22 protein-coding genes and 1 pseudogene are annotated in these 24,402 nt (G+C 74.6%); 15 read left to right on the forward strand and 8 right to left on the reverse strand.

Translation table 11 applies throughout. The features are described 5' to 3' along the window. Positions 1-95 precede the first annotated feature (95 nt). Positions 96-749 carry a DUF7691 family protein gene (locus ACZ4WZ_RS30740; protein WP_467895786.1) on the reverse strand — a complete coding sequence of 218 codons (654 nt, stop codon included), beginning with the start codon at positions 747-749 and terminating at the stop codon, positions 96-98. A gap of 249 nt (positions 750-998) precedes the next feature. On the opposite strand from ACZ4WZ_RS30740, the gene ACZ4WZ_RS30745 reads away from it, so the two are divergent. The 3 genes from ACZ4WZ_RS30745 to ACZ4WZ_RS30755 all read left to right on the forward strand — a co-directional run bounded on the left by ACZ4WZ_RS30745 (position 999) and on the right by ACZ4WZ_RS30755 (position 3,249). After that, positions 999-1,832: a hypothetical protein gene (locus tag ACZ4WZ_RS30745; RefSeq protein WP_467895789.1), complete on the forward strand. Its 834-nt coding sequence runs from the start codon at positions 999-1,001 to the stop codon at positions 1,830-1,832. Between the two features lie 125 nt (positions 1,833-1,957). Further along, the gene (locus ACZ4WZ_RS30750; RefSeq protein ID WP_467895792.1) at positions 1,958-2,782 is read left to right on the forward strand and encodes a DUF1206 domain-containing protein; all 825 of its coding nucleotides are present in this window, start codon (positions 1,958-1,960) and stop codon (positions 2,780-2,782) included. A 230-nt stretch (positions 2,783-3,012) separates the two neighbouring features. Next, positions 3,013-3,249 (forward strand): hypothetical protein, encoded by a 237-nt coding sequence (locus ACZ4WZ_RS30755; protein ID WP_467895794.1) that lies wholly within the window; start codon positions 3,013-3,015, stop codon positions 3,247-3,249. A 52-nt stretch (positions 3,250-3,301) separates the two neighbouring features. Here the strand turns inward: ACZ4WZ_RS30755 and ACZ4WZ_RS30760 are convergent, their stop codons facing one another. The 5 genes from ACZ4WZ_RS30760 to ACZ4WZ_RS30780 form a co-directional block, all read right to left on the reverse strand. After that, entirely contained in the window at positions 3,302-4,093 is a 792-nt protein-coding gene (locus ACZ4WZ_RS30760; protein ID WP_467895797.1) for a DUF2785 domain-containing protein, read from the reverse strand. 122 nt (positions 4,094-4,215) lie between these two features. Then, on the reverse strand, positions 4,216-4,458 hold the full coding sequence (locus ACZ4WZ_RS30765; RefSeq protein ID WP_467895800.1) for a protealysin inhibitor emfourin: 243 nt from the start codon (positions 4,456-4,458) through the stop codon (positions 4,216-4,218). A 155-nt stretch (positions 4,459-4,613) separates the two neighbouring features. Then, positions 4,614-5,444: a class I SAM-dependent methyltransferase gene (locus ACZ4WZ_RS30770; RefSeq protein ID WP_467895803.1), complete on the reverse strand. Its 831-nt coding sequence runs from the start codon at positions 5,442-5,444 to the stop codon at positions 4,614-4,616. Positions 5,445-5,626: 182 nt separating this feature from the next. Further along, entirely contained in the window at positions 5,627-6,469 is an 843-nt protein-coding gene (locus ACZ4WZ_RS30775) for a class I SAM-dependent methyltransferase (protein WP_467895806.1), read from the reverse strand. A 227-nt stretch (positions 6,470-6,696) separates the two neighbouring features. After that, entirely contained in the window at positions 6,697-7,740 is a 1,044-nt protein-coding gene (locus ACZ4WZ_RS30780) for a helix-turn-helix domain-containing protein (RefSeq protein WP_467895809.1), read from the reverse strand. Between the two features lie 118 nt (positions 7,741-7,858). Here ACZ4WZ_RS30780 and ACZ4WZ_RS30785 point away from each other — a divergent pair, with 118 nt between their 5' ends. From ACZ4WZ_RS30785 to sigJ, 3 genes are all read left to right on the forward strand, one after another. Further along, a complete protein-coding gene (locus ACZ4WZ_RS30785; RefSeq protein ID WP_467895812.1) occupies positions 7,859-8,755 on the forward strand; it encodes an alpha/beta hydrolase in 897 nt (298 codons plus the stop codon). 178 nt (positions 8,756-8,933) lie between these two features. Next, positions 8,934-10,031 (forward strand): serine hydrolase domain-containing protein, encoded by a 1,098-nt coding sequence (locus ACZ4WZ_RS30790; RefSeq protein ID WP_467895888.1) that lies wholly within the window; start codon positions 8,934-8,936, stop codon positions 10,029-10,031. 162 nt (positions 10,032-10,193) lie between these two features. Further along, a complete protein-coding gene (gene sigJ, locus ACZ4WZ_RS30795; protein ID WP_467895815.1) occupies positions 10,194-11,099 on the forward strand; it encodes an RNA polymerase sigma factor SigJ in 906 nt (301 codons plus the stop codon). Positions 11,100-11,153: 54 nt separating this feature from the next. Here the strand turns inward: sigJ and ACZ4WZ_RS30800 are convergent, their stop codons facing one another. After that, on the reverse strand, positions 11,154-11,726 hold the full coding sequence (locus tag ACZ4WZ_RS30800; RefSeq protein ID WP_467895818.1) for a hypothetical protein: 573 nt from the start codon (positions 11,724-11,726) through the stop codon (positions 11,154-11,156). Between the two features lie 326 nt (positions 11,727-12,052). Here ACZ4WZ_RS30800 and ACZ4WZ_RS30805 point away from each other — a divergent pair, with 326 nt between their 5' ends. Then, positions 12,053-13,501: an amino acid permease gene (locus ACZ4WZ_RS30805; protein ID WP_467895822.1), complete on the forward strand. Its 1,449-nt coding sequence runs from the start codon at positions 12,053-12,055 to the stop codon at positions 13,499-13,501. Positions 13,502-13,586: 85 nt separating this feature from the next. Here ACZ4WZ_RS30805 and ACZ4WZ_RS30810 read toward each other — a convergent pair whose 3' ends face one another. After that, complete coding sequence (locus tag ACZ4WZ_RS30810; RefSeq protein WP_467895826.1) at positions 13,587-14,171, reverse strand: hypothetical protein; 585 nt, start codon at positions 14,169-14,171, stop codon at positions 13,587-13,589. 399 nt (positions 14,172-14,570) lie between these two features. Here ACZ4WZ_RS30810 and ACZ4WZ_RS30815 point away from each other — a divergent pair, with 399 nt between their 5' ends. The 8 genes and pseudogenes from ACZ4WZ_RS30815 to ACZ4WZ_RS30850 all read left to right on the forward strand — a co-directional run bounded on the left by ACZ4WZ_RS30815 (position 14,571) and on the right by ACZ4WZ_RS30850 (position 24,276). Further along, a complete protein-coding gene (locus tag ACZ4WZ_RS30815; protein ID WP_467895830.1) occupies positions 14,571-15,095 on the forward strand; it encodes a hypothetical protein in 525 nt (174 codons plus the stop codon). A 411-nt stretch (positions 15,096-15,506) separates the two neighbouring features. Beyond that, positions 15,507-17,666: a hypothetical protein gene (locus ACZ4WZ_RS30820; RefSeq protein ID WP_467895833.1), complete on the forward strand. Its 2,160-nt coding sequence runs from the start codon at positions 15,507-15,509 to the stop codon at positions 17,664-17,666. Between the two features lie 93 nt (positions 17,667-17,759). After that, on the forward strand, positions 17,760-19,388 hold the full coding sequence (gene pelF / locus ACZ4WZ_RS30825; RefSeq protein ID WP_467895836.1) for a GT4 family glycosyltransferase PelF: 1,629 nt from the start codon (positions 17,760-17,762) through the stop codon (positions 19,386-19,388). Continuing rightward, entirely contained in the window at positions 19,385-20,791 is a 1,407-nt protein-coding gene (locus tag ACZ4WZ_RS30830) for a hypothetical protein (protein ID WP_467895839.1), read from the forward strand. Before pelF ends, ACZ4WZ_RS30830 begins: the two co-directional genes overlap by 4 nt. Before the next feature lie 120 nt (positions 20,792-20,911). Then, positions 20,912-21,913 (forward strand): GDP-mannose 4,6-dehydratase, encoded by a 1,002-nt coding sequence (locus tag ACZ4WZ_RS30835; RefSeq protein WP_467895842.1) that lies wholly within the window; start codon positions 20,912-20,914, stop codon positions 21,911-21,913. Positions 21,914-21,967: 54 nt separating this feature from the next. Next, entirely contained in the window at positions 21,968-22,681 is a 714-nt protein-coding gene (locus tag ACZ4WZ_RS30840; RefSeq protein WP_467895844.1) for a nucleotidyltransferase family protein, read from the forward strand. 6 nt (positions 22,682-22,687) lie between these two features. Then, positions 22,688-23,617 (forward strand): NAD-dependent epimerase/dehydratase family protein, encoded by a 930-nt coding sequence (locus ACZ4WZ_RS30845; RefSeq protein ID WP_467895847.1) that lies wholly within the window; start codon positions 22,688-22,690, stop codon positions 23,615-23,617. Further along, positions 23,614-24,276, forward strand: a pseudogene (locus ACZ4WZ_RS30850) (spherulation-specific family 4 protein). The gene ACZ4WZ_RS30845 and the pseudogene ACZ4WZ_RS30850 overlap by 4 nt, the downstream one beginning before the upstream one ends. The last annotated feature ends 126 nt before the right edge of the window (positions 24,277-24,402 follow it).

Raw genomic sequence — 24,402 nt, forward strand, 5'->3', positions numbered from 1 at the left:
GGCCCGGGCCGCCGGTCGGCGTGCGCACGTCCGCGCGAGACATTCGAGGGCGGGTCGCGGCCGGCGCGGCCGGCCCTCGGCTCCGCCGCGGCCGGTCAGCCGGTGATCGAGAAGAAGATCGAGCCGTCCTCGGCCCACCACCAGGCGCCCTGACCCTCGTTCCACTCCGAGGCCCAGCCGTCGAGGGCCTTGACGAGCTCCTCCAGGTCGTACCGGAGATCGGTGTCGATCCGGTCCAGCACCGCGCGGTAGGCCTCCACCGCGGGCCCGGCCTTCGCCAGAGGCCAGCATCCGATCTCCGGTGAGCCGTCCAGGGGATGAGGGATGTGGAACGGGATCTCCGAGGGCGGGCCGCTGAAGACGTACTGGTACGGCAGCAGGTCCGCCGGGACGCCTTCCGCGCTCAGCGCGGCGTCCAGAGCCGAGAAGTACGTGACCGGACTGCGGTAACTCGCCAGGGTGGCGCTGTCGCTCGCGTTGTGGTCGATGATGATCTGGAGGGCCGCGTAGTAGGCGCTCCCGGCGTAGTCGGCGGAGGATTCGGCCCGGCCGGCGACCAGTTCCTCCAGTGCGTCGGGGACCGACAGACCCCAGTCCACGCCCTGGTAGTCGAGATCGGCCTGACGCGCCCGTGCCCTGGCCCGCATGTTCTCGAGGCGTCGCGATTCGTCGGCGGTCAGGTCCAGGGCGGGCACGAAGCGCATGACCTCGCCGCGGTTCGCCATGCTGTAGTTCACTACCTTGCTCATGGGGGTCATGCTGCCAAAGGGCACTGACACCCCCGGTGGCAGGGACCGCTTCGCGGCGTGTGGACGTGCCCCTTCGCTTCCACGGCACCGGCCGTTTCGCCGAGCCCGGTATCCCGCCGTCCGCTTCCTTCCGCGATGAGAACACCCGTCCCCGGACCGGCCAACCGTTCAAGATCCGTTAGGGTGTTCGGCATTCGCGGTGCGCTGCACGCGCCGCGCGGAGCACGCGCAGGACCGGGGGAGCAGCGAGTGAGCACGGCCAGGCCGCAGGTGGGCGGTGACGAGGGCGGACTCCTCGCCACGGTGAACGAGTTCTTCCACACCTGCATGGGCGACCACGCCCCCGGGCCGGACGAACGCCCGCACGACCGGCTCATCAGCGGGATGCAGCTCGGACGGACGCTCCTCGGCATGGTCGCCGCGGTGTGGCTCGTCGTGGCCTACCCGCTGAGTTCGGGCCGGGAGGAGTTCGTCCTCGGCAAGCTCGTCGAACTCGGCATCGCCTGCGCCATCCTGCTCGCGGGGAGCGTCATCGGCATCACCGCCTTCCTCGTCGCGGGCACCCCGGACCGGCGCCGCGCTTTCGCCCGGCGGCTGCTGGGACCGGTCGTCTCCATGCTGGCGCTCGCCCTGGGCCCCGCCGCCACCTGGCTGTCCCTCAGGACCATCAAGGGCGAACTCGTCGGCGGGGACGACCTGATGGGCTTCTTCTCCGCGATCGTCGGCCGCGGGATCCTGTGCTCGGTGCTCAGTTTCCTCGTACTCGTCATCGGCTGGCTGATCGCCATCGCCCTGCTGATCGCCTCGGTCCCGTACACGATCCTCACGGCCTACGTCTGCGTCACCACCTGCTTCCGCGCCTCCGACGTCCACCAGATGCTCCCGGCCCTGCTCTCGCCGCTGCTGGTGTGGTCGCTCTTCGCCTTCCAGGTCTTCAACGGCCCGGACGTCGCCGCACCCCCGGAGGTGCTGTACATGTTCCTCCTCGGCGGCCCCCTGTCGGTGACCGCGCTCTCGGTCTGGGAGGTGCGCCGCCTGCGCAGCCGGTACGGGATCACCCTGCGCCGGGCCCTGGGCCGCTGACCCCGCGCCGTGGACGGCCGGTCCACGCGGCGTGACCACTCCGGACGCGTCTGGGACAACGGCGCCGTACGGGGCAGACGCCCGGGAGGGGAGCGCGGACGCGCTCCCGGACCGGAGGGCTGATCATGCAATCGACTGCTGGTGGGAGCGGGGTCCGGAACGGCGCCTCCCGGACCGGCCTCGTCGCCGCTGCCCGGGCGGGACTGGCCACGCGCGGGGTCCTGTACGTCCTGGTCGGCGCGATCGCCCTGCGCATCGCGTTCGGCCAGGACCCGGGGCGGCAGGCGGACCGGCAGGGAGCGCTCGCCGGACTGGCGGTCGGACCCCTGGGGCGGGTCCTGATCTGGGCCGTCGGCATCGGCCTGGTCGGGATGACCCTGTGGCGCCTGTCGGAAGCCGCCTTCGGCGGTGCCGGGCCCGACGGGCGCAAGGCCGGCAAACGGCTGGCGGCGGCCTTCCGGGCGGTCTTCTACGCCGTGGTCGCGGCGTCCGTGTTCGCCTTCGCGGCCGGGCAGGGCGGCGGGAAGTCCAGCGACGAGCAGTCGCGCGACGCCACCGCGAGCGTCCTCGAATGGCCCGGCGGCCGTTGGCTGGTCGGTCTGGCGGGACTCGCCGTGGTCGTGGGCGGAGTCGTGATCGCCGTGTCGGCGGTGCGGCGTACGTTCCGCGACGAACTGGCGCTGCCCTCGCGGCCGGGCTGGCTGAGCGGTGTCGTCGAGGCGCTCGGCGTGGCGGGCGGCCTCGCCCGGGGCGCCCTGTTCGCGGGGGTGGGCGGGTGCGCGGTCTACGCGGCGGTGGAGTACGACCCCGGCAAGGCCAAGGGCATCGACGACACCCTGCGCGCCTTCGCCGACACCCCGGCGGGGCCGTGGCTGCTGGTCGTGGTGGCGGCGGGCCTGGTGCTGTTCGGCCTGTTCTCGTGGGCGATGGCCGCCTGGCGGCGGGTCTGACCGGCGCGCCGTGCCGAGGCGCCCGGACCCGCCGCGGCGGATGCCCCGCGGTTCCACGCGCCCGGCCCTCCGGCGCCCCCACCGGAACCGCGGTGCCGCCGGCGCAGCGAACCCGGCCGCCCGTCCGCCCGGCCGCGCCGGCTGGTGCGAGGTCGCCCGTACGCCGCCGATCGGCTCCCCGGGACGTGTCGCCGCGCCCGTCGCCGGTGACGGCGTGCAACCGTCTCCCCATGACCGAAGGCTTGACACCTCACCTCTCCCCGGCACGCATCACCGTCCTGGGCCTCCAACCCGGTACCCCGCCCTTCCGGATCGTCGAGCTCGACGGAGAGTTCGTCGGCCGGGCGGAGTCGATGACGGACGTGCTGCTGGTCGCCGCCGAGGCGGGGATCACCATCCATGACCTCGACGACCTGGACGAGGTCCGGTGGGTCGGCGGCGGGAAGTTCCACTGGACCCTGCACTGAGGGGCCCGGGCGGACGGCCCCGCCCGTTCCCGCCGGGCCGGTGTCGTCCTCCTCAGCGCCTGATGATCCCGTCGAGGGTCTGCGCCAGCGCGGCCTTGACCGCCGCGCGGTGGTGCAGGGCCACCGGCGCCGACGCGGGGTCCGGCCGCACCCCACGGTCCGCGAAGACGTAGAGCATCCGGAGCGTGCGCAGGCAGTTGGTCAGGTGTGCGGGTACCGGCGAGGGGATGCGGTCCGAGCCGAAGCGGGCGGCGACCGGTTCGAGCCACGAGGTCGCGTCGCGCTCGCTCATGTCGGGCCGGGTGAGCACCCGGGCGAGCGCCCTCGCCAGCCGGTCCTCCTCCAGCTGGTCGAACACGTGGGCGGTGGGCGCCGTGAGCCGCGCGGCGGCGAGGTCCAGCATCCGTGCCGGGTCCACCTCGGGACGGCATCCGAACCGGTTCAGCAGGTCCGCACCGTGCGCCACCGCGTGCAGCCAGCCCAGCTCCTCGTCGTGGCCCCTCAGGTCCTTCTCCGCCGGGTACCAGCGCTCGAAGGCGTCGACCCAGGCGGCCTTGAAGTCGCCCCTGGCCACGAGCATGTCGAGCACCAGAGGGGCGAAGGCACGGGCCTGGACCGCGGGATCGGTGAAACGGGCGGCCATCTCGTCACCCAGCGCCAGCCGCCGGGGCGCGGGTATCACCCCGCGGGCTATCCAGGCCGCGAGGACGGAGTGCGGGGGCCCGTCCCGGACCAGCGGATCCGGATCCGCGAGGGCAGCCGACAGCAGCCGCACCATCTCTTCCATGGAGCGGCCGGCGGGCACCGCGCAGTCGGCGGTTTCGATCTCGGTCCAGTTGATCACGGCGCGCAGGATAGCCCGCCGGCCTGCCGCACCGCCCGCTCTGCCGGCCTGCCGCGGTCCTGCACCGGCGCGCGCCCGGTGGGCCGTCCCGGGCGCACGCGACCGGCTTACGGCTTCCGGCGTCAGGCGCCTTCGCCGAGGACGGTGCGGATCAGCGCCCGCTGGTCGTCGGACAGGCACGGGTCCTGGACGTCGAGGACCTCGCCGTCGACGGTGATGCGGTAGTGGAAGCCGTCCGCCACCGAGGAGACGGCCCGGTGGGCGAGTTCTTCGAGCCGTGCCGCGTCCCGTCGGCCGGTGGTGTCGAGCGAGCGGAGCTTCTCGGCTCCGGTGAAGCCGCCGGTACGGGTGACCGTGATCAGCATGATCGTTCCTCCGGGTGCTGTGGGCCGGCGCGCGGTCCGCGCGCGGCGGCGTGCTGCCGCCGCTTCCGCGGGTGCCCCCGATGCAGGCCCGTGCCCGCCCGGCGGCCGGGAACGGCCGGAAAGCACCGCCGAGCGGCCGGTGGGGCGCGGTCGGGTCAGCCCTGGGGCACCGGACGGCGGCCCCACGCCGTGAGCATGCCGGGGCCGAGCTCGGCCAGGCCGGGGGAGTCGAGGTAGGCGAGCGCCTCGTCGAAGACGGCCGGTTCGAGCCGGCCCGGGGCGAGGAGGTCCGTCCACATCCGCTGCCAGGTCTCGCGCCAGAAGGCGGCGAGCGGGGCGCCCGGAGTCAGGGGCGGGCAGACCAGCTCCGCCGCGACGTCGGCCAGACCGGCCGCGCGCAGGGCGTGCGGGTAGGAGCGCACGGCGGCGACGTCGGTGCCGATGGTCTCCGCCAGCGTCCGCCACATGGCGTCCAGGGTGCGGCGGTACGCGGAGCGCGCGTCGGCGGGGTCGGGCACGTCCGCCGCATCGCTGAGGACGAGGTACCCGCCGGGCTTGAGGCGCTTCGCGAGGCGGTCGACGAGGGCCCGGCGCTCGGGGAGGTGCATGAGGACGAACCGGGCGTGGACCAGGTCGAACGAGCCGGGCTCCGCCGTGTCGTCGAGCCGGGTCAGATCGCCGGCGAGCACCCGCAGCCGAGGTCCGGCGAGCGGGGTCAGCCGGCTGGTGTCGCGGTCCAGGGCGACGACCTCGGCACCGGCCTCCTCGGCGAGCCAGCGTGCGACGGTGCCCGTACCGGCGCCGGCCTCCAGGCAGCGCCAGCCGGGGCCGACGCCGAGCGCGCGCAGCCGCTGCCGGGTGAGCGGGTCGTAGACGAGCGCCGCGTGGTCGATGCGCTCGCCCTCGCCGGGCCGCCCGGGCGGGAAGAGGGCCTCGCCGTACCGGCCCGCCGGCTCCGGGCGCTCCTCGGGTGATGTTGCTGCCACCGTGTGACTCCTTCGACCGGGAGGCCCGTACCGGCCCGCCCCACGATCGCCCGCCGGCCCGCCGGGACGACGGCATTGGGCCGGTCGGCGGCGCGCCCCGGGGCACGGCGCGTCCCCGCCCGGCGCCGTCCGTCCGCGTTCCTGCCGGCGGGGACCTGGTCCCGGGCCCCGGGAGCCGTCCGTCACCCCGCCCCCGCGGGGCTCCGCCGCGCGGTGAGCAGCAGGTACTCCCACTCCATGGCCCCGTCCCGCAGGGCCCCGGCCGCCAGGTCCGTGAGGGCCCCGTCGAGGGCGGCGGTCCGCTCGGGATCGTCGGCGATGTTCCGGTAGACCGTGATCGTCGGCCCGTAGGAGGCCTTGAAGAACTCGCGGAACTCCTCCGGTTCCCCGAACGCCTCCACGCGGAGCGTCCGCCGGCGTGCGTCGACATCGGTGACGCGGTCGCCCAGGAGCGTCCGTACGTGCTCCTCCCGCCCCCACAGCGGCGGCGGCTGCGCTCCCGGCGGGGGCGGCGGCGCGTACGGCTTCATGGTGGCGAACATCTGCCCGATGAACCCCTCCGGGGTCCAGCTGACGAGACCGATCGTGCCGCCGGGCCGGCAGACGCGCACCAGCTCGTCGGCGGCGGCCTGGTGGTGCGGGGCGAACATGACCCCGACGCAGGACATCACCGTGTCGAAGGCCCCGTCCTCGAACGGCAGCGCCTCCGCGTCCGCCTCCCGCCAGCTCAGCCGGGCGCCGCGCGCGGCGGCCTCCTGCCGCCCCACGGCCAGCAGCTCGGGCGTGAGGTCGGAGGCCACCACCTCGCCACCGGCCAGCGCGGCCGGGATCGAGGCGTTCCCCGACCCCGCGGCGACGTCCAGCACCCGGTCCCCCTCCTTCACCCCGCAGGCCTCCACCAGCGCGGGCCCGAGAGCCGCCACGAGCCGTGTCGCGACCGCGGGATAGTCGCCCAGTGCCCACATCGCCCGGTGCTTCGCCTTGAGCGCACGGTCGGCCTCGCGCGCGTCCGCCGTTTCGGTCATGCCACCCGCCTCCTCGTCGTACGGCCGATGGCCGTCCCTTCGAGCATAGGAACCCGGCGGGTCACCGGCCCGGCGAGACCGTCATGGCTCCGAGGGGGTGCACTCCGGGGAGGGCCGGTGCGCCGGCCCGCCACGGGCGCCGGCTGCCCATGACTCCGACAGGAACCGGTTCCGGGAGTACCCCCCTCGCGGGCGGGGCGCCGGTGTGGCGACACGCCCGCGGCCCCTCAGCCGCCGGCCAGCCGCCACGCGGCGAGGGCGAGCCTGGCCCGCATCAGTCCCGCCGGGGCGCTCAGGTCGAGGCCGAGGACCCTGCCGATCTGCTCGATCCTGCGGGCCACGCTGCTGTGGTGCAGGTGGAGCAGGTCGGCCGCCCGGCGCAGGGACCCGGTGGCGCAGTAGGCGTCCAGCGTCTCCAGGTCCTCCGGGCTGCCGGCCACGGCGGCCAGCGCCACGACATCGGGATTGCCGCGCAGCGTCTCCGGCGGCACCTCCGCCAGGAGCGCCAGCGCGCCCAGACCGGCGTAGCGGACGACGGGTTCGCGCGGCGTGGCGAACCGCAGGGCGGTACGGGCCTCCTGCCACGCCCGGTCGGGCCTCTCGGCAGCGCCGACGCCCGCGCACACGCCCTCCGGGAACCGGTCCGGATCCAAGGCGGCGGCCAGGATGACGCCCACCCCGGCGAGTACCGCCCCCTTCACCGGCCGGCCCGGGCAGACGAGCCCGCCCACCCGGTCCAGCGGCAGCAGCTGCGACCGAACGGCGGCGACACGGACCGGCGGACCGGCGGCGAAACCCAGGAGCCGCAGCGCCCGGGCCCTGGCCGCCTCGTCCGTGCCGGCGCTGATGACCAGCTCGACGAGGGCCGGGTCCGCCATGGTGGTACGGGCCGGCCCGTACCGTTCGACGGCGGCCGCCACGGCGATGGCGAGCCGCTCCAGCAGGACCTGGTCGAGCGGTCCGGCCGGCCCCGGCCGCTCCAGCCACACGGAGCCGATCTCCTCCTCGTCGAGGACGACGGCCACCCCGCCGGACGCGGACACGGATCCCGGCGCCCGCGGGACCTCGCGGCCGTCGGACGCCACACGGATCGTCCGCCCCGTGCCGTGGAGCCGGATCCCGGCGACGCACTCCGCGAGGCCCGCGGAGGCCCGGGCGAGCGCCGGCAGGTCCACCCGCCGGCGCATCAGCGTGTCGTAGAACGCGACGATGCGGAGCGCCCCGTCGACGTACGGATCGAGTCCCGAGAGCCGTACGGCCAGTGCCTCCATACCGGCAGCATAGAAGGCCGGCCGGCGGACGCGGCCCGCCGATCGGCGCGCGATCGGGCCGGGATGCCCGACGGGCGGCGGGCGACCCGGACCCGCCGGGCCCGTGAGGATGTTCGCCATGGACCCCGAACTCGAAGCCTTCATACCGTTCTTCCCCCGGACCGACCTGGACGACCCGGTCGCGGCCCGCGAGGCCTTCGCCCGACTGGCCACCGCGGTGCCGGCACCGGACGCCGCGCACATGCGGGTGGAGGACCGCACCGTCCCCGCCGACCCCGACGTGCCCGTACGGATCTACCACCCGCACGGAGCCCGGGGCGCCATCGTGTGGATGCACGGCGGCGGTTTCGTCATGGGCAACCTGGACACGGAGCACCCGTGGGCCAGCCGCATCGCCGCGGGCTCCGGCGCGGTGGTGATCTCGGTGGACTACCGCCTCGCCCCCGAACACCCCTTCCCCGCCGCCCTGGACGACGCCTGTGCCGTACTGGCCTGGACGGCCGCACACGCCGCCGACCTCGGCATCGATCCGGCCCGCATCGCCGTCGGCGGACACAGCGCCGGCGCGAACCTCGCCGCCGCGGTGACGCTGCGGGCCCGCGACCAGGGGGGACCGGAGATCCGGTTCCAACTGCTCAACCAGCCGGGGCTCGACGACCGCCAGGACAGCTGGTCGGCGCGGAACTTCACCGACACGCCCTGGTTCTACCGGGACAAGGCCGTCGCGGGCTGGCGGCACTACCTGGGCGCGCGGCCCGCCACCCCGTACGCCGCGCCGGCCCGGGCCGCCGACCTGTCCGGCCTGCCCCCGGCCTACCTCTCCACCGCGGAGTTCGACCCGAACCGCGACGAGGGCCTCGAGTACGGGCTGCGCCTGCTCCGGGCGGGCGTACCGGTCGAGATCCACCAGTGGCCCGGCACCTTCCACGGCTCGCAGGCCCTCCTGTCCGCCGAGGTCTCCCAGCGCCAGAACGCCGAACTCGGCGCCGTCCTGGGCCGTGCCCTCGCCGGCTGAAGCACCCGCCCCACCACCCGACAACCCCGAAAGGACCCGGACCTTGACGATCCGACCGAAGACCCGCACCCGCCTCGCCCTGTGCGTCGGCGTGGCCCTGCTCACGACCGCCGCCGCGGCCCCCGCGGTGGCGGCACCGCCTCCCCACGGCACGACGCCCGCGGAGCTGAAGACGGCGATGGACGCCGTCCACCGGGCGGGAATCCCGGGGGTGTACGCGGAGGTACGCGCCGACGGCCGGACCTGGCGCGGCGCCTCCGGAGTCGCCGACGTGACCACCGGACGCCCCGTCAGCCCGGACATGCGCCACCGCGTCGGCAGCGTCACCAAGACCTTCACCGCCGCGGCGGTCATGCAGCAGGTCGAGCGGGGCAGGATCCGGCTCGACGCGCCGATCGGAGACCACCTCCCCGACCTCGTGCCGGGAGAGCGCGGCAGGAAGATCACGGTGCGGATGCTGCTCAACCACACCAGCGGCCTCCCCGACTACGTCCGTTACGCCTTCCCCTCCCTGGCGGTGAATTCGCCCCAGAGCCTCGACGACAACCAGTTCCGGCGGTTCCGCCCGGCCGAACTGATCGAACTGGGGCTCGCGGCACCCCCCACCGGCGAACCAGGCGGCCCGACCGGGGTGTACTCCAACACCAACTACCTCCTGCTCGGCCAGCTCCTGGAACGGGTCACCGGCACCCCGGCCGAGGAGTACATCACCCGCCACGTCATCCGGCGCGCGGGCCTGCGGCACACCGGGTTCCCGACGGGCCCGCACCTCGACGGCCCGCACGCGCGCATGTACGAGGCGGCACACGGCCTCCTCGACCCGCCGCGCGACTACAGCGTCTACGACCCGTCCTGGGTCGGGACGGGCGCGGCCCTGGTGTCGACGATGGACGACCTCAACCGCTTCTACGCCAAGCTCCTCGACGGCAGGATCGTCAGCCGTGCCTCGCTGGCCCAGATGCAGCGCACCGTCCCGGTCCGTGCTCTGGACGGCACGACGGTCCAGTACGGCCTCGGCCTCCACAGGGTCACGGTCCGGGACTGCGGCACCTTCTGGGGCCACGACGGCTCGGCCTGGGGTGCCGGAACCATGTCCCTGACCCGCGACGACGGCAGGCGTCAGATGTCCGTCGCCTTCAACCTCCAGCGCTGGAACGCACGGGACGCCTCGGGGAACCCGCTGCCGCACCCCATCGACGACGCCCTTTCCACGCTCTACGGCGAAGCGATGTGCGACGGGGCGAACACCGCGCCGGACCACCCGTCCGCCCCCTGACGGACCCCGCCCCCGCCTCCCCGGCCGGCGCCGTCCGCCCGGCCGCGGAGGCGGCGGCCACCGGCCGGCCCGTGTGAAGTGGCTCACCGCCTCACCTCCCGCACCGGCCCGTCGTCGAGGATGTCGACGGGAAGAGACGCGAACGAGGGAGCCCCCGCGGCCATGACCACCGACCCGAGCCTGAGCGTGATCACGGGCGAACGTACCGGCCTGATCAATCTGGCCTACCGGTTCCTCGGCTCCCTGGCCGAGGCCGAGGACGCCGTGCAGGAGACGTACGCCCGCTGGTACGCCATGCCCCGGCACCAGCAGGAGGCCATCGAGTCGCCCGGTGCCTGGCTGACGAAGGTGGCGAGCCGCGTCTGTCTCGACGTACTCGGCTCGGCCCGGGCCCGCCGCGAGAGCTACGTGGGCCAGTGGGTTCCGGAGCCGCTGCCCGACCGTACGGAGTGGAGGAACGCCCGGCCCGCCGGTGCCGGCTGCGATCCGGCCGACCGGGTCACCCTGGACGAGTCGGTCGACATGGCCTTCCTCGTCGTGCTCGAATCCATGACCCCGGCCGAGAGGGTCGCGTTCATCCTCCACGACGTCTTCCGCTACCCCTTCGCGGAGGTCGCCGCGATCCTCGGCCGTACCCCGGCGGCCTGCCGCCAACTGGCCTCATCGGCACGCCGCCGCATCGGTACGGCGCGCCCCCACGCGGGCACGGCCGCTCGACGGGCCGGCGCCATCAGGGACTTCAAGCAGGCCTGGGAGGCCAAGGACGTCGCCGCCCTCGTCGGCCTCCTCGACCCCGACGCCACCATGATCGCCGACGGTGGCGGCCTGGTCGGCGCGGTACTCCGCCCCGTCCAGGGCGCGGAGGCGATCGCCCGCCTCATCACCGGGATCGGCGGCAGGGCGGCGCCCGGCCCGACCCTCCTGGAACGGTCGGTCAACGGCCGCCCCGGGCTGGTGGCCCAGCACGCCGGCACCACCGTCACGGTGGCCGCGTTCGGGTTCACGGACGACCGGATCACCCACATCTGGGCGGTGCGCAACCCGGAGAAGCTGCGGACGTGGAACTGAACGGTCCCGCCGGGGCGGGGCCGGTGCTCCGGCCGCACCACGGCCCGGCGGCGGTCACTTCTTCAGGCAGAGCCGGCGGTACGCCTCGTCGTAGGCGACGTCGTAGCCGACCCGGTAGCCGTTCTGGTACGCGGTGATCAGCACGTCGGGCTTCGTCGGCGGGACCAGCTCCGCGTGCTCGCGGGTGCAGGTCAGCCGGGCGTCCTCCTTGCCCCAGTTGGCACCCGCCGCCTGGCCGGCGGCGGCCATGCTCTGCGGTGTCTGCGTCTGCGGCGGCGTCGTCTGCGCCGGGGGGAGCTGCGGCAGGTCGCAGTTCCTCTCGTAGGTGTGCGCGAACGCCCGGTCGTACCCCTCCACGTAGCCCTGCCGCTTGCCCTGCTCGTACGGGTTGGGGTTCACCGGCGACAGCGGGGGCGGGAGCTTGCGGCACTCCAGGCCGTTCTGGTGGCCGGCCGCCGTCCCCTGCCTGAAGCCCTCGCGGCAGCCGAGGTGGTACGGGTCCGCGGGCTGGCTCAGGAGGTGGCAGACGCGGGGGAGCGGGGGAGCGGCCGGAGCCGCCGTGGCCGCCGGGGCGGACGCGAGCAGGGCGATGAGCGGTGCCGCGCCGAACGCGATGAGACGTTTCATGATGCTCCTCCGGGCAGCCCGGACCGTACGCCCGAAGGCCCGGGGCGGGGATTCGGACGAAGGGAGCGGACGGGGGAGGTCCGCCGCCTTCGCGCCGCGTGCCGGCGACCGGTGGAGGGACGCCGAAGCGCGTCGCTCCCCCCATCGTCCCGCTCGGGGTACGCCGTGTCGAACGCCGTGTCGAACGTCGGCGCGCGGCCCCGGGGCGGCCGGACACTCCGCCGGGGCGCGGACCGGAATCGCCACCGGGCGGAGCGCCTAGTTCCGCACGGTGGGTGCTTCCGAGATGATGTGCGCTCGTCACTCCCGGCCGAAAGGAACGGAGCATGGCCACGTGGTGGTCAGGGCAGGGCGTACTCCGCCGCAAACCGATCGAACACATCGAAGAGCCCGAAGGCGCACCCAGTGAGCAGCTCGCCCGCACCCTCGGCCTGTGGCAGCTCACCGCGATCGGCGTCGGCGGCATCATCGGCGCCGGCATCTTCACGCTCGCCGGGACGGTCGCCAACGGCGTCGCGGGTCCGGCGGTGCTGGTCTCCTTCCTCATCGCCGGCGTGGCCAGCGCCGCGGCGGCGTTCTCCTACGCGGAGTTCGCCGGCCTGATCCCGAAGGCCGGTTCCGCGTACACCTACGGGTACGCCGTCCTCGGCGAACTGGCCGGCTGGTTCATCGGCTGGGACCTGCTGCTGGAGTACACGGCCATCGTCGCGGTCGTCGCCATCGGCATCTCCGGCTACTTCAACTTCCTCCTGGAGGAAACGGGCGCCTCCCTCCCGACATGGATGCTCGGCGCCCCGGGCACCGGCGAAGGACACCGCTTCGACCTCATCGCGGCCGTCCTGTGCCTGTTCACGGCCTACCTGCTCACCCTGGGCATCAAGAACGCGGCACGCTTCGAGACCGTCGTGGTCGTCCTCAAGGTGCTGGTCGTCCTGCTGGTCGTCGTGGTCGGCTTCTTCCACATCAGATCCGAGAACTACACGCCCTTCTTCCCGTACGGCGTGGGCGGCGCCTTCACCGGCGCGGCGACAGTCTTCTTCGCGGTCTTCGGCTACGACGCCATGAGCACGGCGGCGGAGGAGTCCAAGGACGCGCAGCGGCACATGCCCCGGGCGATCATCTACTCCCTCGCCATCGCCATGGTGCTGTACGTCCTCGCCTGCCTGGTCCTGACGGGCATGCAGAAGTACACCGAGGTCGACCCGGAGAGCGGGTTCTCCAGCGCCTTCAAGGCGGCCGGGCTGCCCGTGGTGGCCGACATCATCGCGGTCGGGGCGATCATCGGCATCCTCACGGTGATGTTCACCTTCATGCTCGGCGTGACCCGCGTGTGGTTCTCCATGAGCCGTGACGGACTGCTGCCGCACTGGTTCGCCAAGACGCACCCGACCCGGCACGTCCCGACCCGCGTCACCTGGATCGTCGGCGTGGCATCGGCGGCCATCGCGGGATTCGTGCCGATCGGGGAGGCGGCGGAGCTCACCAACATCGGGATCCTGCTCGCCTTCGCCGTCGTGTGCACCTCGGTCATCGTGCTCCGCTACCGGCGCCCCGACCTGCCCCGCACGTTCCGCACGCCGCTCATGCCCTTCACCCCCGCGATCGGGGTCATCGCCTCGGTCTGGCTCATCACCTACCTGCGCGTGGAGACGTGGATCCGTTTCGGGCTCTGGTTCCTCATCGGACTGGTCGTCTACTTCGCCTACTCCTACCGCCACTCCAAGATGGCCGGGCGCACCCCGGACCCGGCCTCCGGAGGGAGTCCGCGGGTGTAGGAGGGCGCGCGCCTCACGGCCGCGCCATCCGGGACGGGGCGGGAGCGCGTTCGCGGACGGGGACCTGCCGCGCCCGCGGTCCCGCCTAAACCGCCGACCGGGAGCCGAGGGCGCCGGGCGTCTTCGGGATCCACGACGGCACGGCCGTGGCGTCCGCGAGGTCCGCCTCGTCCATGTACACGTACCAGTCGCGGTCCTCGCCGCCCATGCCCGCTCGGGCGCTGATCTGCTTGATCTGGCCCGTCGTGTGGAAGTAGAGGACGATGCCCTGCCGCTTGGAGCCCTCGTCGTAGAACTCCGCGGTGACCTTCCCGCGGGCGCCCTCGCCGAAGGCGGAGATCCAGTTCCGCGCCGTCGGCGCGGGGGCACTGTGGACGGTGCCCGGCGCCGCGAGGGCGGCCAGTTCCTCCGCGTCCCCGTCGGCCGTCCGCCAGACCACCTCCTGGGCGATCCGCAGCGTGCCCGCCGACGGGTACCCGACCACCGCCAGCGGCTCGTGGCTGCCGTAGTCCCCGGCGTAGCGGACGTCCCGCTCGTCCGGCAGCTCCGAACAGGCCGTCAGCGCGCCGGCCGTCGCAGCGGCGACGACGGCGACGGCGGCCCGCCGGGCCGTCGCCGAAACCATCCGCCGGGCCCGGCGGTGCGCCTCCCACCTGCTGCGTTCGTCCATGCGGTCACGGTAGCGGAGGGCAACGGCATGTCCGCAACGTCCCGTCCGGGCGGCTGCCCGCAGCCGTCCCGCCCGTCCCGCGGCGTCGGCTCCACGGCCCGCGCAGGGCCGGAACGCTCCCGTCCGGCCGGAAACCGCGCCGGCCCGGGGTGCCGTGCGGGGCAGGCCCGCCGGCCGGTGCGTCAGGTGCGCGCCAAAGAGGAGGTCCGTACCCCGCCGAGGGCGGTGCACGGGGTTTTCGCTCCGGTACGGTCCGTGTGCTGGCGGTATACGGTATGTGATCTTCCTTCACGTCTTCCCCGCAGGGCCCGCGCACGAGGGACACTTCCGGCCGATCACCGTCCGGTCCGTCCCCAAGGGGCAGACGGCGTACGGGTGTTCTGCCTAGCCTCCCGGGCCATGAGATCACCTCTGACGGGCCGCCTGAGCCTCGCCGCCGTCCTCGCCTGCGTCCTCGCCGTGTTCGGCCTCGCCCCGGCCGCGAGCGCCGACCCGGCGCCGGCCGCACTGACCTTCAGCACCAGCAGCGCCACGACCACCCCGGGTGGCACGGTGCAGCTGTCGATGACGCTCACCAACAACAAGAGCCACGACGTCTGGTTCGTCTACCAGACGATCGACCCGACCTGGCTGACCACCCAGCGGCCCGATCTGAAGTACGCCTTCACCGGCTGTTCCCTGGCCACCGCCTCCGGCAGCACCGCCTGTTCCGGGACCGGTCCGGCGAACCTCGGCGGCAACTACGGAGCCACCATCCCGCCCGGCCAGAGCCGCACCGTCACGCTGACCCTCCAAGTCGCCGCCGACTCCGGCTGCAACGGCAACATCGGCTTCTACAGCTACTACTACGCCGAGTTCAGCGACAGCAGCAACACCACCGGCGGCCCGGTCTACACGCCCGAGACGCGCGTCCTCTGCGCCTGACGGGCCGTCCGGCCGCCACCGTCGGGGTGCGTGGCCGGAAATGAACCCAGCCCGGGTTTCCGGTGGTCCCGGCCGCCGGAGCCCGGTCCGCGGACAGCCCGGGTCCGCCCCGGCGCACCACGCCGGGTCCGGACCAGCGCGCGACCCTCCGCGCGTCTCCGGGCCCCCGTCGGCGGGAGTGCGCCCGGCGGGCCGGGCCCGCCGACCACCTCCGCCGTGCGCCCCCCTCGTGCGCCCGCACTTTCCCGCCGGTTTTCGCGACACCCTCACAAACGCTACACAGAGACATCACCATGTGACGCGACGGATGCGTCGACGACTGGCTTCTGAGGGGGCGCCGGCGTCACGCGAGGGGGTGCGTCCGCTCCGTGCGAGCCGTGCTCACCCCTGCCCGGGAGGGGACTTCACCGCATGGAGCGGACCATACGCACGGCCGTGTTCACGGTGGGCGCGCTCATCGCCGCACTCGGCCTGCCCGCGGGGGCGGCACACGCCGACGCCCCCGCGCAGCGCACCGACTTACGGGTGCTCGTCGTGACCGACGGCGGGCCCACCACCGCCGCCATCGCCGCCGAACTGGAGTCGGCGGGCACTCCGTACACCCGGGTCGACCTCACCCGGAGCGACCGGCCCGCCATCGACGCCGCCTTCCTCGCCGACAGCGTCGACGGCCGGCCCCGCGCCAAGTACCAGGCCGTCGTCCTGCCCAACGACAACCCCTTCCCGGCCGGCTCGGCCGAGATGGCCGCCCTGACCGGCTACGAGCGCACGTACGGCATCCCGCAGGTCGACGCGTACACGTACTCCCGGCCCCAGGTCGGCCTCCAGTACTTCACCCCCGGCGGCTACGCGGGCAGCCTCGACGGCGTCCGCGCCGGGGTCACCACGGCCGGCCTCGGCGGCCCCTTCGGCTACCTCGACGGCGCCGTGCCCTTCGAGGACAACTCGCCTTCCGTCGGCGAGAGCTACGCCTACCTCGCCCAGCCCGCGCCGGGCGCCGACTTCACCACGTACGTGGACGCCCCGGTCCCCGGCACGACCCGGCGCGGCTCGCTCGTCGGCGAGTACCGGCACGACGGCCGGCGCGAACTCGTCGTCACCTTCGTCTACAACCAGTACCAGCAGCAGTTCCGCCTGCTGGCCCGCGGCATCGTCGAGTGGATGACCGGCGGCGTCCACCTCGGCGCCTCCCGCAACTACTTCGCCGTCCACGTCGACGACGTGTTCGCCGCGGACGACCGCTGGGACAGCGTGCTCGACTGCACGCCCGGGGACGTGGACTGCGCGAACGGCGCCGGCACCCCGAACCCGATCCGCATGACCGGCGCCGACGCCACCCACGCCGCCGACTGGCAGACCGCCCGCGGCTTCACCCTGGACATGGTCTACAACGGGGCCGGCAGCCTGGACCAGCGCGAGGACGACAACGGCGCCGACGCCCTCGCCGACGTCCTCCTCGCCCAGCGCGACCGCTTCCGCTGGGTCAACCACACCTACACGCACGCCTACCTCGGCTGCCGGCAGGACGTCAGCACCGTGCCCTGGAAGTGCGCCACCGAGCCGGACGGATCCACCCAGTGGGTCAGCCGCACCGCCATCAGCGACGAGATCGCGCTCAACCGCGTCTGGGGCCAGACCGCCGGACTGCCCCTCCACAACGACGAGCTGGTCACCGGCGAGCACTCGGGGACGAAACTGCTCCCGCAGCAGCCCCAGGACAACCCCAACCTGGGCCCCGCCCTCGCCGACAACGGAGTGCGGTGGCTGGCCTCGGACAACTCCCGCGACCCCCGTCAGAGGCTCGTCGGCCCGGCCGCCACCGTCGCCCGCCACCCGATCAACGTCTACTACAACGCGGGCAGGGCCGCCGAGCAGACCGACGAGTACAACTGGATCTACACCCGCCGCTCCCAGGGCGGCAGCGGGATCTGCGAGGACCACGCCGACACCACCACCTGCCTGCCCGCACCGCTGGACACGTCCACCGGCTACGCGGGCCACATCGTCCCGCAGGAGGTCCGCACCACCCTCGGCCACGTCCTGTCCAACGACCCCAAGCCGCACTTCATCCACCAGTCCAACCTCGCCGAGGAGCGCATCGCCTACCCCGTCCTGGACGGCGTGCTCGACGGGTACGGCGCCCTCTTCGCGGACAACGCGCCCGTGGAGAACCTCCGGATGAAGGACATCGGCGCCGAACTCCAGCGCCGCGCGGCCTGGCAGGACGCCGTCCGGGCCGGCCGGGTCACCGCGTACCGCATCGGCGACACCGTCACGGTCGAGGCCCCGGACGGCCTCGCGCTGCCCGCGACGCTCCCGGCCGGAACCCGCCGGGGCACCGCCGCCTTCGGCACCGCGTACGCGGGCCGGGTCTCCGGCTGGACGGCCCCGGCCGGCCCGCCGTCCGCCTTCCACCTCCCGCCGTCCGCCACCGCCACCGCCACCGCCGGCGCCGGCGAACGGACCGGTGCGGCCACCGCCCCGCGCCCCGGCCCGGGGACCCTCCCCGCCCCGCGCACGTACGTCCCCGACGCCGTGCGCGAGCCCGGCTCCGCCGCCCACCGGGGCTGACCGGCGTACAGCGGGTCCCGGCCGCCGCCGCGCGGCCCGGACCGCCAGGCCGCCCGCCCCCGCCACCCCACACTCCGGCCGTGGAGCCCACCCATGCACGTTCACCACGGCGCGCGGCGTTCCGTCGCGACGCGTGTCACCCTGCTCACCGAAGGCACCTACCCGCACAGTCACGGCGGAGTCAGCGTGTGGTGCGACCAACTCGTCCAGGGCATGCCCGACTTCGACTTCGACGTCATCGCGGTCACCGGCACCGGCCGCGAATCCCCCGCCTGGGACCTGCCCGGCCACGTGCTGGACGTCCGGTCGGTCCCCCTCTGGGGCGCGCCGCCCGAAGGCCGCCGGCCCCGTGGGCGCGCCGAGCGCCGACTGGCCGCCGCCTACGAGCGGTTCCTCACGGCCCTGGTCGACCCGCACGCCGAAGCCGGCTTCGCCCCGGCGCTGTACACGATGGCGAGCGCCGCGGCGGACGGACACCTGAGCCCGTTCCTGCGGGGCGACCGCGCGATCAGGATCCTCGCCTCCGCGTGGAACCGTCCGGGACTCGCCGTCCGCGAGTCCCGGCCGACCCTGCGCGACGCCCTCACCACGACCACCCTGCTGGAGCACGCCCTGCGCCCGCTCGCCGCACCACCCCCGGAGCACGGCGTCGCCCACGCCGTCAGCGGCGGCGTCGCCGTCCTGCCGGGGCTGGCCGCCCTTGAACGGCACGGCGTGCCGCTGCTGCTCACCGAACACGGCGTCTACCTGCGCGAGCGCTACCTCGGCTACCGGACCGCGCCCTACCGCTGGCCCGTCAAGGCCGTCGTCCTGGGCTTCTTCCGGCTGCTCGCCGAGGAGAGCTACCGCAGGGCCGCCCTGATCACCCCGGGCAACCGCTACAACCGGCTGTGGGAGGAGGAGGGCGGCGCCCGTCCCGAGTCCATACGCACCGTCTACAACGGCGTCGACCCCGCCGCCTTCCCGGCGGCCGGGCCCGAGCCGGACGTCCCCACGCTCAGCTGGGCCGGCCGGGTCGACCCCATCAAGGACCTGGAGACCCTGATCCGCGCCTTCGGCCCGGTCCGGCGCGAACTCCCCGAAGCCCGGCTGCGTCTGTTCGGCGGCACCCCGCGCGGCGGAGAGGCGTACCGGGAGCGCTGCGAGGCCCTGGCCGCGGAGCTCGGGCACGGCGCGGCCGTCGTCTTCGAGGGCCGGGTCGACGACATCAAGGACGCCTACGCGGCGGGGAACGTCGTGATGCTCTCCAGCATCAGCGAAGGCTTCCCCTTCACCCTGATCGAGGCCATGTCCTGCGGCCGGGCGACGGTCTCCACCGATGTGGGCGGCGTACGGGAGGCCGTCGGCGACACGGGACTGGTCGTCCCCCCGCGCGACCCGGAGGCCATGGCCGCCGCGGCCCTGGAACTGCTCTCCGACGCCCCGCGCCGGGCGGAGATGGGCCGCGCGGCCAGGCTGCGGGTCATCGAGCAGTTCACGCTGCGCCAGACCATCGACACCTTCCGCTCCATCTACCTGGAACTGCCCTCCCTCACCCGGCCCTCCGCGATCCCGCCCCGCCCCGTGACGGCGGCGCCCGCCGCGCCCGCGAACACCGCGTCGGCCGGCCCCGCCCGCTCCCGCCCGCCCCGCCCCGTACCCTCCTGGGCCCGGGACGACGCCCCGGAACCCCAGGACCCCGGCACCCCGGCGGTCTCCGGCACGGGGAGCCTCGCCGGATGAGCGGGCCCCTGGACCTCGAACCGCGCGGCGGTCAGGACGACACCCTCACCCTGCGGCTGACCGCGCCCGAGCGGCCGGCCGGGACGCGGGGCGGGAGCCGGGCCGGCCCCGTGGCGCCCGGCCCCGTGACCCCGGCGGAAGCCGTGAACCGGCTCGCCGCCGAGCTCGCGGACCGCGTCGGCCCCGCCGTGCACCCGTACGAAGTGGCCGCCCTGCTCGAAGCCGACGGCCTGTCCGCCGACACGATCCGGCAGCGCTACGGCCACCCCGACATCTTCTCCCTCGCCACCGCGCTGTACGAGCGGGTACCGCGCGCCTTCCCGGAGCCGCCCCGGGGAGCCGACCCGTGGCGCCCGGACCACCTGCGCTGCCTGCTGCGCGGGGCGCTGTTCGCCCTGCCGGCCCTGGCCTACCTGCTCACCGCACCCCTGTGGCGGCCCGGACAGCACGTCGGCGCCCTCGTCACCGCGGGCGTCCTCTCCTGGGCCTGGGGCCAGGCCCTCGGCCACCGCGCCTACCTGCGGATGGTGGCTGGCCGCCGCGAGGCCGCCCGCGTCCTGCTGCGCGGCGCCCCGCTCGGCGCCGCGCTCGCCACGGCCGCCGCCGCGCTCACCGCCCACGGCTCCCCGGTGCTCTGGGTGGCGGCCGCCCAGTCGCTCTACCTGGCCGCCGCCGGCGTCCTGCTCGTCCTGGGCGGAGAACTGCGGCTGCTGGCCGCCCTCGCCCCGCTCGTCGCGGGCACCGCCGTACTGCCCTGGTGGGATCCGGGAGCACCGCTGCGCGCCGGAGCGGTCCTCCTGGCGCTGGCCGCCACGGCCGTCGCCGCCGGCCTGACCCTGCGCGCCGAGTACACCGCCCCGCCCGCGCCCGGCGAGGGCGCCGGGCCCCCGCTGCGGCACTCCCTGCCGTACGGCCTGTTCGGCCTGGCCGCGGCCCTGCTGGTGCTGCTGGCCGGGCGCCGGGAGCCGTACGCCGTGATCGTGCTCACCGTCAGCATGGGACCGGCCGAATGGCTGCTCTACCGCTACCGGGGCCTGTCGGCCGCCGCCCTCGCGGCGTCCGCGACCCCCGGCGGCTTCCGGCTGCGGTCGGCCGGAGTCCTCGCCCTCTGCATGCTCGGCCACGCCCTGCCGCTGCTGCCCGCCGCACTGCTCGCCGGAGCCGGCCCCGCCACCCTCCCGCTGCTCGCGGCCACCCTGTGGACCGCGCTCCTGCTCCAGGCCTTCGGAGTGGCCTGGCCCCCGGCCCTGATCTGCCTCGGGGCCGCGGGTACCGCCGGCGCGGTGACCCGGTTCGGCCTGCCGCCGGGGCCGTCCGTGCTGCCGCTCTGCTGCGCCGCCGCCGCGCTGTGCCTCACCGGGTGCGCGCTGCGGCTCCTCGGCCGGCCCGCCGCCCATGCCTGACGACCCCGCCCGGGCCCGCGGCCGACGGGCCGGCCCGGCCGGGCGGCCCCGGCCGGGCCGCGCCCCGGCCCCACCTCCGCATCCGCACGCACCGCACCACCCACCGAAAGGAGAGGTCGGTTGACCTCCGCACCGCTCGCAGCCGTCACCGGCGCCGAAGGCTTCATCGGCTCCCACCTCACCGAGGCACTGGTCGCCCGGGGGTACCGGGTCAGGGCCATGGCCCAGTACAACTCCTTCTCCTCGTACGGCTGGCTGGAGACCCTGGCCCCCGACGTCCTCGACCAGGTGGAGATCGTCCTCGGCGACGTCCGCGACCCCGGGTCGGTCCGGGGACTGCTCGACGGCGCCGACTGCGCCTACCACCTCGCCGCCCTCATCGCGATCCCGTACTCCTACCGGGCCCCGCACAGCTACGTGGACACCAACGTCACCGGCACCCTCAACGTGCTCGAAGCGGTCCGCGCCCTCGGCACGCCCAGGCTCGTGCACACCTCCACGAGCGAGACGTACGGCACCGCCCGGACCGTCCCCATCACCGAGGACCACCCCATCAACACGCAGTCCCCGTACGCGGCCTCGAAGGCCGGCGGCGACCGGCTCGCCGACAGCTACCACGCGAGCTTCGGAACCCCCGTGGTGACCCTGCGCCCCTTCAACACCTTCGGACCGCGCCAGTCGATGCGCGCCGTGATCCCCACCGTCATCGGCCAGGTGGCGGCGGGGGAGCGCGTCATCACCCTCGGCGACCTGCGCCCCACCCGGGACTTCAGCTACGTCGAGGACACCGCCGCCGCCTTCCTCGCGGTCGGCACCGCACCCGCCGCGCGGGTGGTCGGCCACACCTTCAACTCCGGTACCGGCACCGAGATCTCCGTCGGCGATCTGGTCGCGCTGATCGGCAAGGTCATGGAGGCACCCGTCGACGTGCGCGAGGACGCGCAGCGGCTGCGGCCGGCCGCCTCCGAGGTGATGCGGCTCGTCGCGGACGCCCGCAGGCTCACCGCCGCCACCGGCTGGACACCCCGGCACACCCTGGAACAGGGCCTCGCGCACACCGTGGACTTCTTCCGCGACCCCGCCAACCTGGCCCGCTACAAGACCGGCATCTACAACGTCTGACCGCGGCACCTCCCCCCACCACGGTTCATCACCCGACAGATGGAGGAACTCCCCGTGTACGCAGTGATCCTGGCGGGCGGCAAGGGCGTCCGGTTACGCCCTTACACGACCGCCCTGCCCAAGCCCCTCGTCCCCATCGGCGACCAGCACGCCATCCTCGAGATCGTGCTGCGCCAGCTGTCGGCCGCCGGATTCACCCGCTGCACCATAGCCATCGGCCACCTGGGTGAGATCATCCGCGCCTACGTCGGCGACGGCTCCCAATGGGGGATGAGCATCGACTACGCCACCGAGGAGAGCCCCCTGGGCACCATGGGCCCGCTGCTGAACCTCCGCGACCGGCTCCCGGAAAGATTCCTCGTGATGAACGGCGACGTCCTGACGGACCTCGACTACGCCGACGTGCTGCGCCGCCACGAGGCCTCGCGCGCCCCGCTGACGATCGCCACGTACGCGCGCAAGGTGCACATCGACTTCGGCGTGCTGACCACCGACGCCAGCCGCGTCGTCGGGTTCACCGAGAAGCCCAGCATGGACTACCGCGTGTCCATGGGCGTGTACGGTCTGACCCGCGGCACCCTCGACGGCTACACCCCCGGCCTGCCGCTCGGCTTCGACGAGCTCGTCCTCGACCTGCTCCAGGCCCAGAACCCGCCGCACGCCTACGACTTCGACGGCTACTGGCTCGACATCGGACGCCCCGACGACTACGACCGGGCCAACGCCGAGTTCACCAGCCGCAAGTCCCTGCTGCTCAAGGGAGCCTGAGCCCTCATGCGCATCCTCGTCCTGGGCGCCACCGGCTATCTCGGAGCCCATGTCGCCCGCCGGCTCCGCGCCCTGCCCGACGTACGGGTCCTCCACGGCGGGCGCCCGCCCGGCGCCGAGATCGGCATCGACCTCGCCACCGACCCCACCGGCCGGCTGGCCGGAACCCTGGCGGCGGCCGCCCCCGACGCCGTGGTGAACTGCGCGGGCGCGACCGGCGGCGACCCGGTCGCCCTCGCGGAGGTCAACGCCCGCGGCCCCGCCGTCCTGTGCGCGGCCCTGCGGGAGGCCGCCCCGGCGGCACGCCTGGTCCACCTGGGCTCGGCCGCCGAATACGGCCCGGGCGCCTTCGGGACCCGGGCGGGGGAGGCCGCCGCCACCCGCCCGGTCACCCCGTACGGTGCCACCAAGCTGGCCGGGACGGTCGCGGTGACCGCCTCCGGCCTGGACGCCGTCGTGCTCCGCGTGGGCAATCCGGTGGGCCACGGCGCACCGGTCACCGGCCTGCCAGGAAGAGTCGCCGCCCTGCTGGGCGCGAGCGGGCCGGACCCGGGAGCGGTCCTGCGACTGGGCGACCTGTCCGCGTACCGCGACTTCGTCGACGTACGGGACGTGGCCCGCGCGGCGGAGCTCGCGGCCACCGCCTCCGGGCCGCTGCCGCCGGTGCTCAACATCGGCTCGGGCGACGCCGTACCCGTCCGCGACCTCGTCCACGGCCTGGCCCGGCTGGCCGGCTTCCGGGGGCGGATCGAGGAGGACACGGGCGGCGCGGCCGGTTCCGCCCGTTCCGCCGAGGTGTCGTGGCAGTGCTCCGACATCACCGCCGCGGCACGGGCCCTGGGCTGGAGCCCGCGGCGGCGACTGGACGACATGCTGGCCTCCCTGTGGGGCGTGGACGCCGGGGCGGCCGCCCACGACGGCAGCCGCGTGCCATGAGCCTGCTGGTCCCGCTGTACGTCCATCCGGCGGAGGACCCGGGAGCCTGGGCCCGGCTGATCGCGGCGGCGTCCCGGACCCACTCGGTGGTGCTGAACCCCGCGAGCGGTCCGGGCCCGCGCCCCGATCCCGCGTTCACGGCCGCGGCCGCCGCCCTGCGCACGGCCGGCGCCCGGCTGCTCGGTTACGTCGACACCGCGTACGGGGCCCGGGAAGGAGCGCAGGTCAACTACGAGACCCTGCGCTACCAGGAGTGGTACGGGGTCGACGGCTGCTTCCTGGACCGGGTGACGGCGGACCGGCAGGGGCTGCGGGCCTGCCGCCGGCTGGTCCGCTCGCTGCGCCGGCTCGGCGCGGCCACCGTCGTCCTGAACCCGGGGGTCCATCCGGAGCCCGGGTACCTGCGCTGCGCCGACCTGGTCGTGACCTTCGAGGGCGACTGGCTGACGTACGTGGCCGAGTTCACCAGACCCGGATGGACGGCCCGCCACCCGGCCGAGCGTTTCTGCCATCTGGTCTAAGCGGTCCCCGAGGCCCTGGTCCCGCTCGCCGTGCGCACCGCCCGCGAACGCGGCGCGGCCGTCTGCGGGCCGGTCACCGGCGGACTCCCCAACCCCTGGGCGCGGCCGACCCCGGCCCTCACGGCCCCGGACGACTGAGCCGGACGGCCGGTACGAGGACCACACGGGCGGGGCGGCCCCGCGCGCCCCGGCACGGCCGGCCGCCCCCCCGTGCTTCCATGACGGACGTGCCCGGCCCGGGACTCCCGCCACCGCCGACAGAAA

It is taken from the genome of Streptomyces sp. NPDC029122 (assembly GCF_055569445.1).

Bases quoted from the DNA above. Each gene is read 5' to 3' on its own strand.
- ACZ4WZ_RS30740 (WP_467895786.1), bottom strand. From the start codon at position 749: ATGAGCAAGGTAGTGAACTACAGCATGGCGAACCGCGGCGAGGTCATG.
- ACZ4WZ_RS30750 (WP_467895792.1), top strand. From the start codon at position 1,958: ATGCAATCGACTGCTGGTGGGAGCGGGGTCCGGAACGGCGCCTCCCGG.
- ACZ4WZ_RS30755 (WP_467895794.1), top strand. From the start codon at position 3,013: ATGACCGAAGGCTTGACACCTCACCTCTCCCCGGCACGCATCACCGTC.
- ACZ4WZ_RS30765 (WP_467895800.1), bottom strand. From the start codon at position 4,458: ATGCTGATCACGGTCACCCGTACCGGCGGCTTCACCGGAGCCGAGAAG.
- ACZ4WZ_RS30775 (WP_467895806.1), bottom strand. From the start codon at position 6,469: ATGACCGAAACGGCGGACGCGCGCGAGGCCGACCGTGCGCTCAAGGCG.
- ACZ4WZ_RS30780 (WP_467895809.1), bottom strand. From the start codon at position 7,740: ATGGAGGCACTGGCCGTACGGCTCTCGGGACTCGATCCGTACGTCGAC.
- ACZ4WZ_RS30785 (WP_467895812.1), top strand. From the start codon at position 7,859: ATGGACCCCGAACTCGAAGCCTTCATACCGTTCTTCCCCCGGACCGAC.
- ACZ4WZ_RS30790 (WP_467895888.1), top strand. From the start codon at position 8,934: ATGGACGCCGTCCACCGGGCGGGAATCCCGGGGGTGTACGCGGAGGTA.
- sigJ (WP_467895815.1), top strand. From the start codon at position 10,194: ATGACCACCGACCCGAGCCTGAGCGTGATCACGGGCGAACGTACCGGC.
- ACZ4WZ_RS30800 (WP_467895818.1), bottom strand. From the start codon at position 11,726: ATGAAACGTCTCATCGCGTTCGGCGCGGCACCGCTCATCGCCCTGCTC.
- ACZ4WZ_RS30805 (WP_467895822.1), top strand. From the start codon at position 12,053: ATGGCCACGTGGTGGTCAGGGCAGGGCGTACTCCGCCGCAAACCGATC.
- ACZ4WZ_RS30810 (WP_467895826.1), bottom strand. From the start codon at position 14,171: ATGGACGAACGCAGCAGGTGGGAGGCGCACCGCCGGGCCCGGCGGATG.
- ACZ4WZ_RS30815 (WP_467895830.1), top strand. From the start codon at position 14,571: ATGAGATCACCTCTGACGGGCCGCCTGAGCCTCGCCGCCGTCCTCGCC.
- ACZ4WZ_RS30820 (WP_467895833.1), top strand. From the start codon at position 15,507: ATGGAGCGGACCATACGCACGGCCGTGTTCACGGTGGGCGCGCTCATC.
- pelF (WP_467895836.1), top strand. From the start codon at position 17,760: ATGCACGTTCACCACGGCGCGCGGCGTTCCGTCGCGACGCGTGTCACC.
- ACZ4WZ_RS30830 (WP_467895839.1), top strand. From the start codon at position 19,385: ATGAGCGGGCCCCTGGACCTCGAACCGCGCGGCGGTCAGGACGACACC.
- ACZ4WZ_RS30845 (WP_467895847.1), top strand. From the start codon at position 22,688: ATGCGCATCCTCGTCCTGGGCGCCACCGGCTATCTCGGAGCCCATGTC.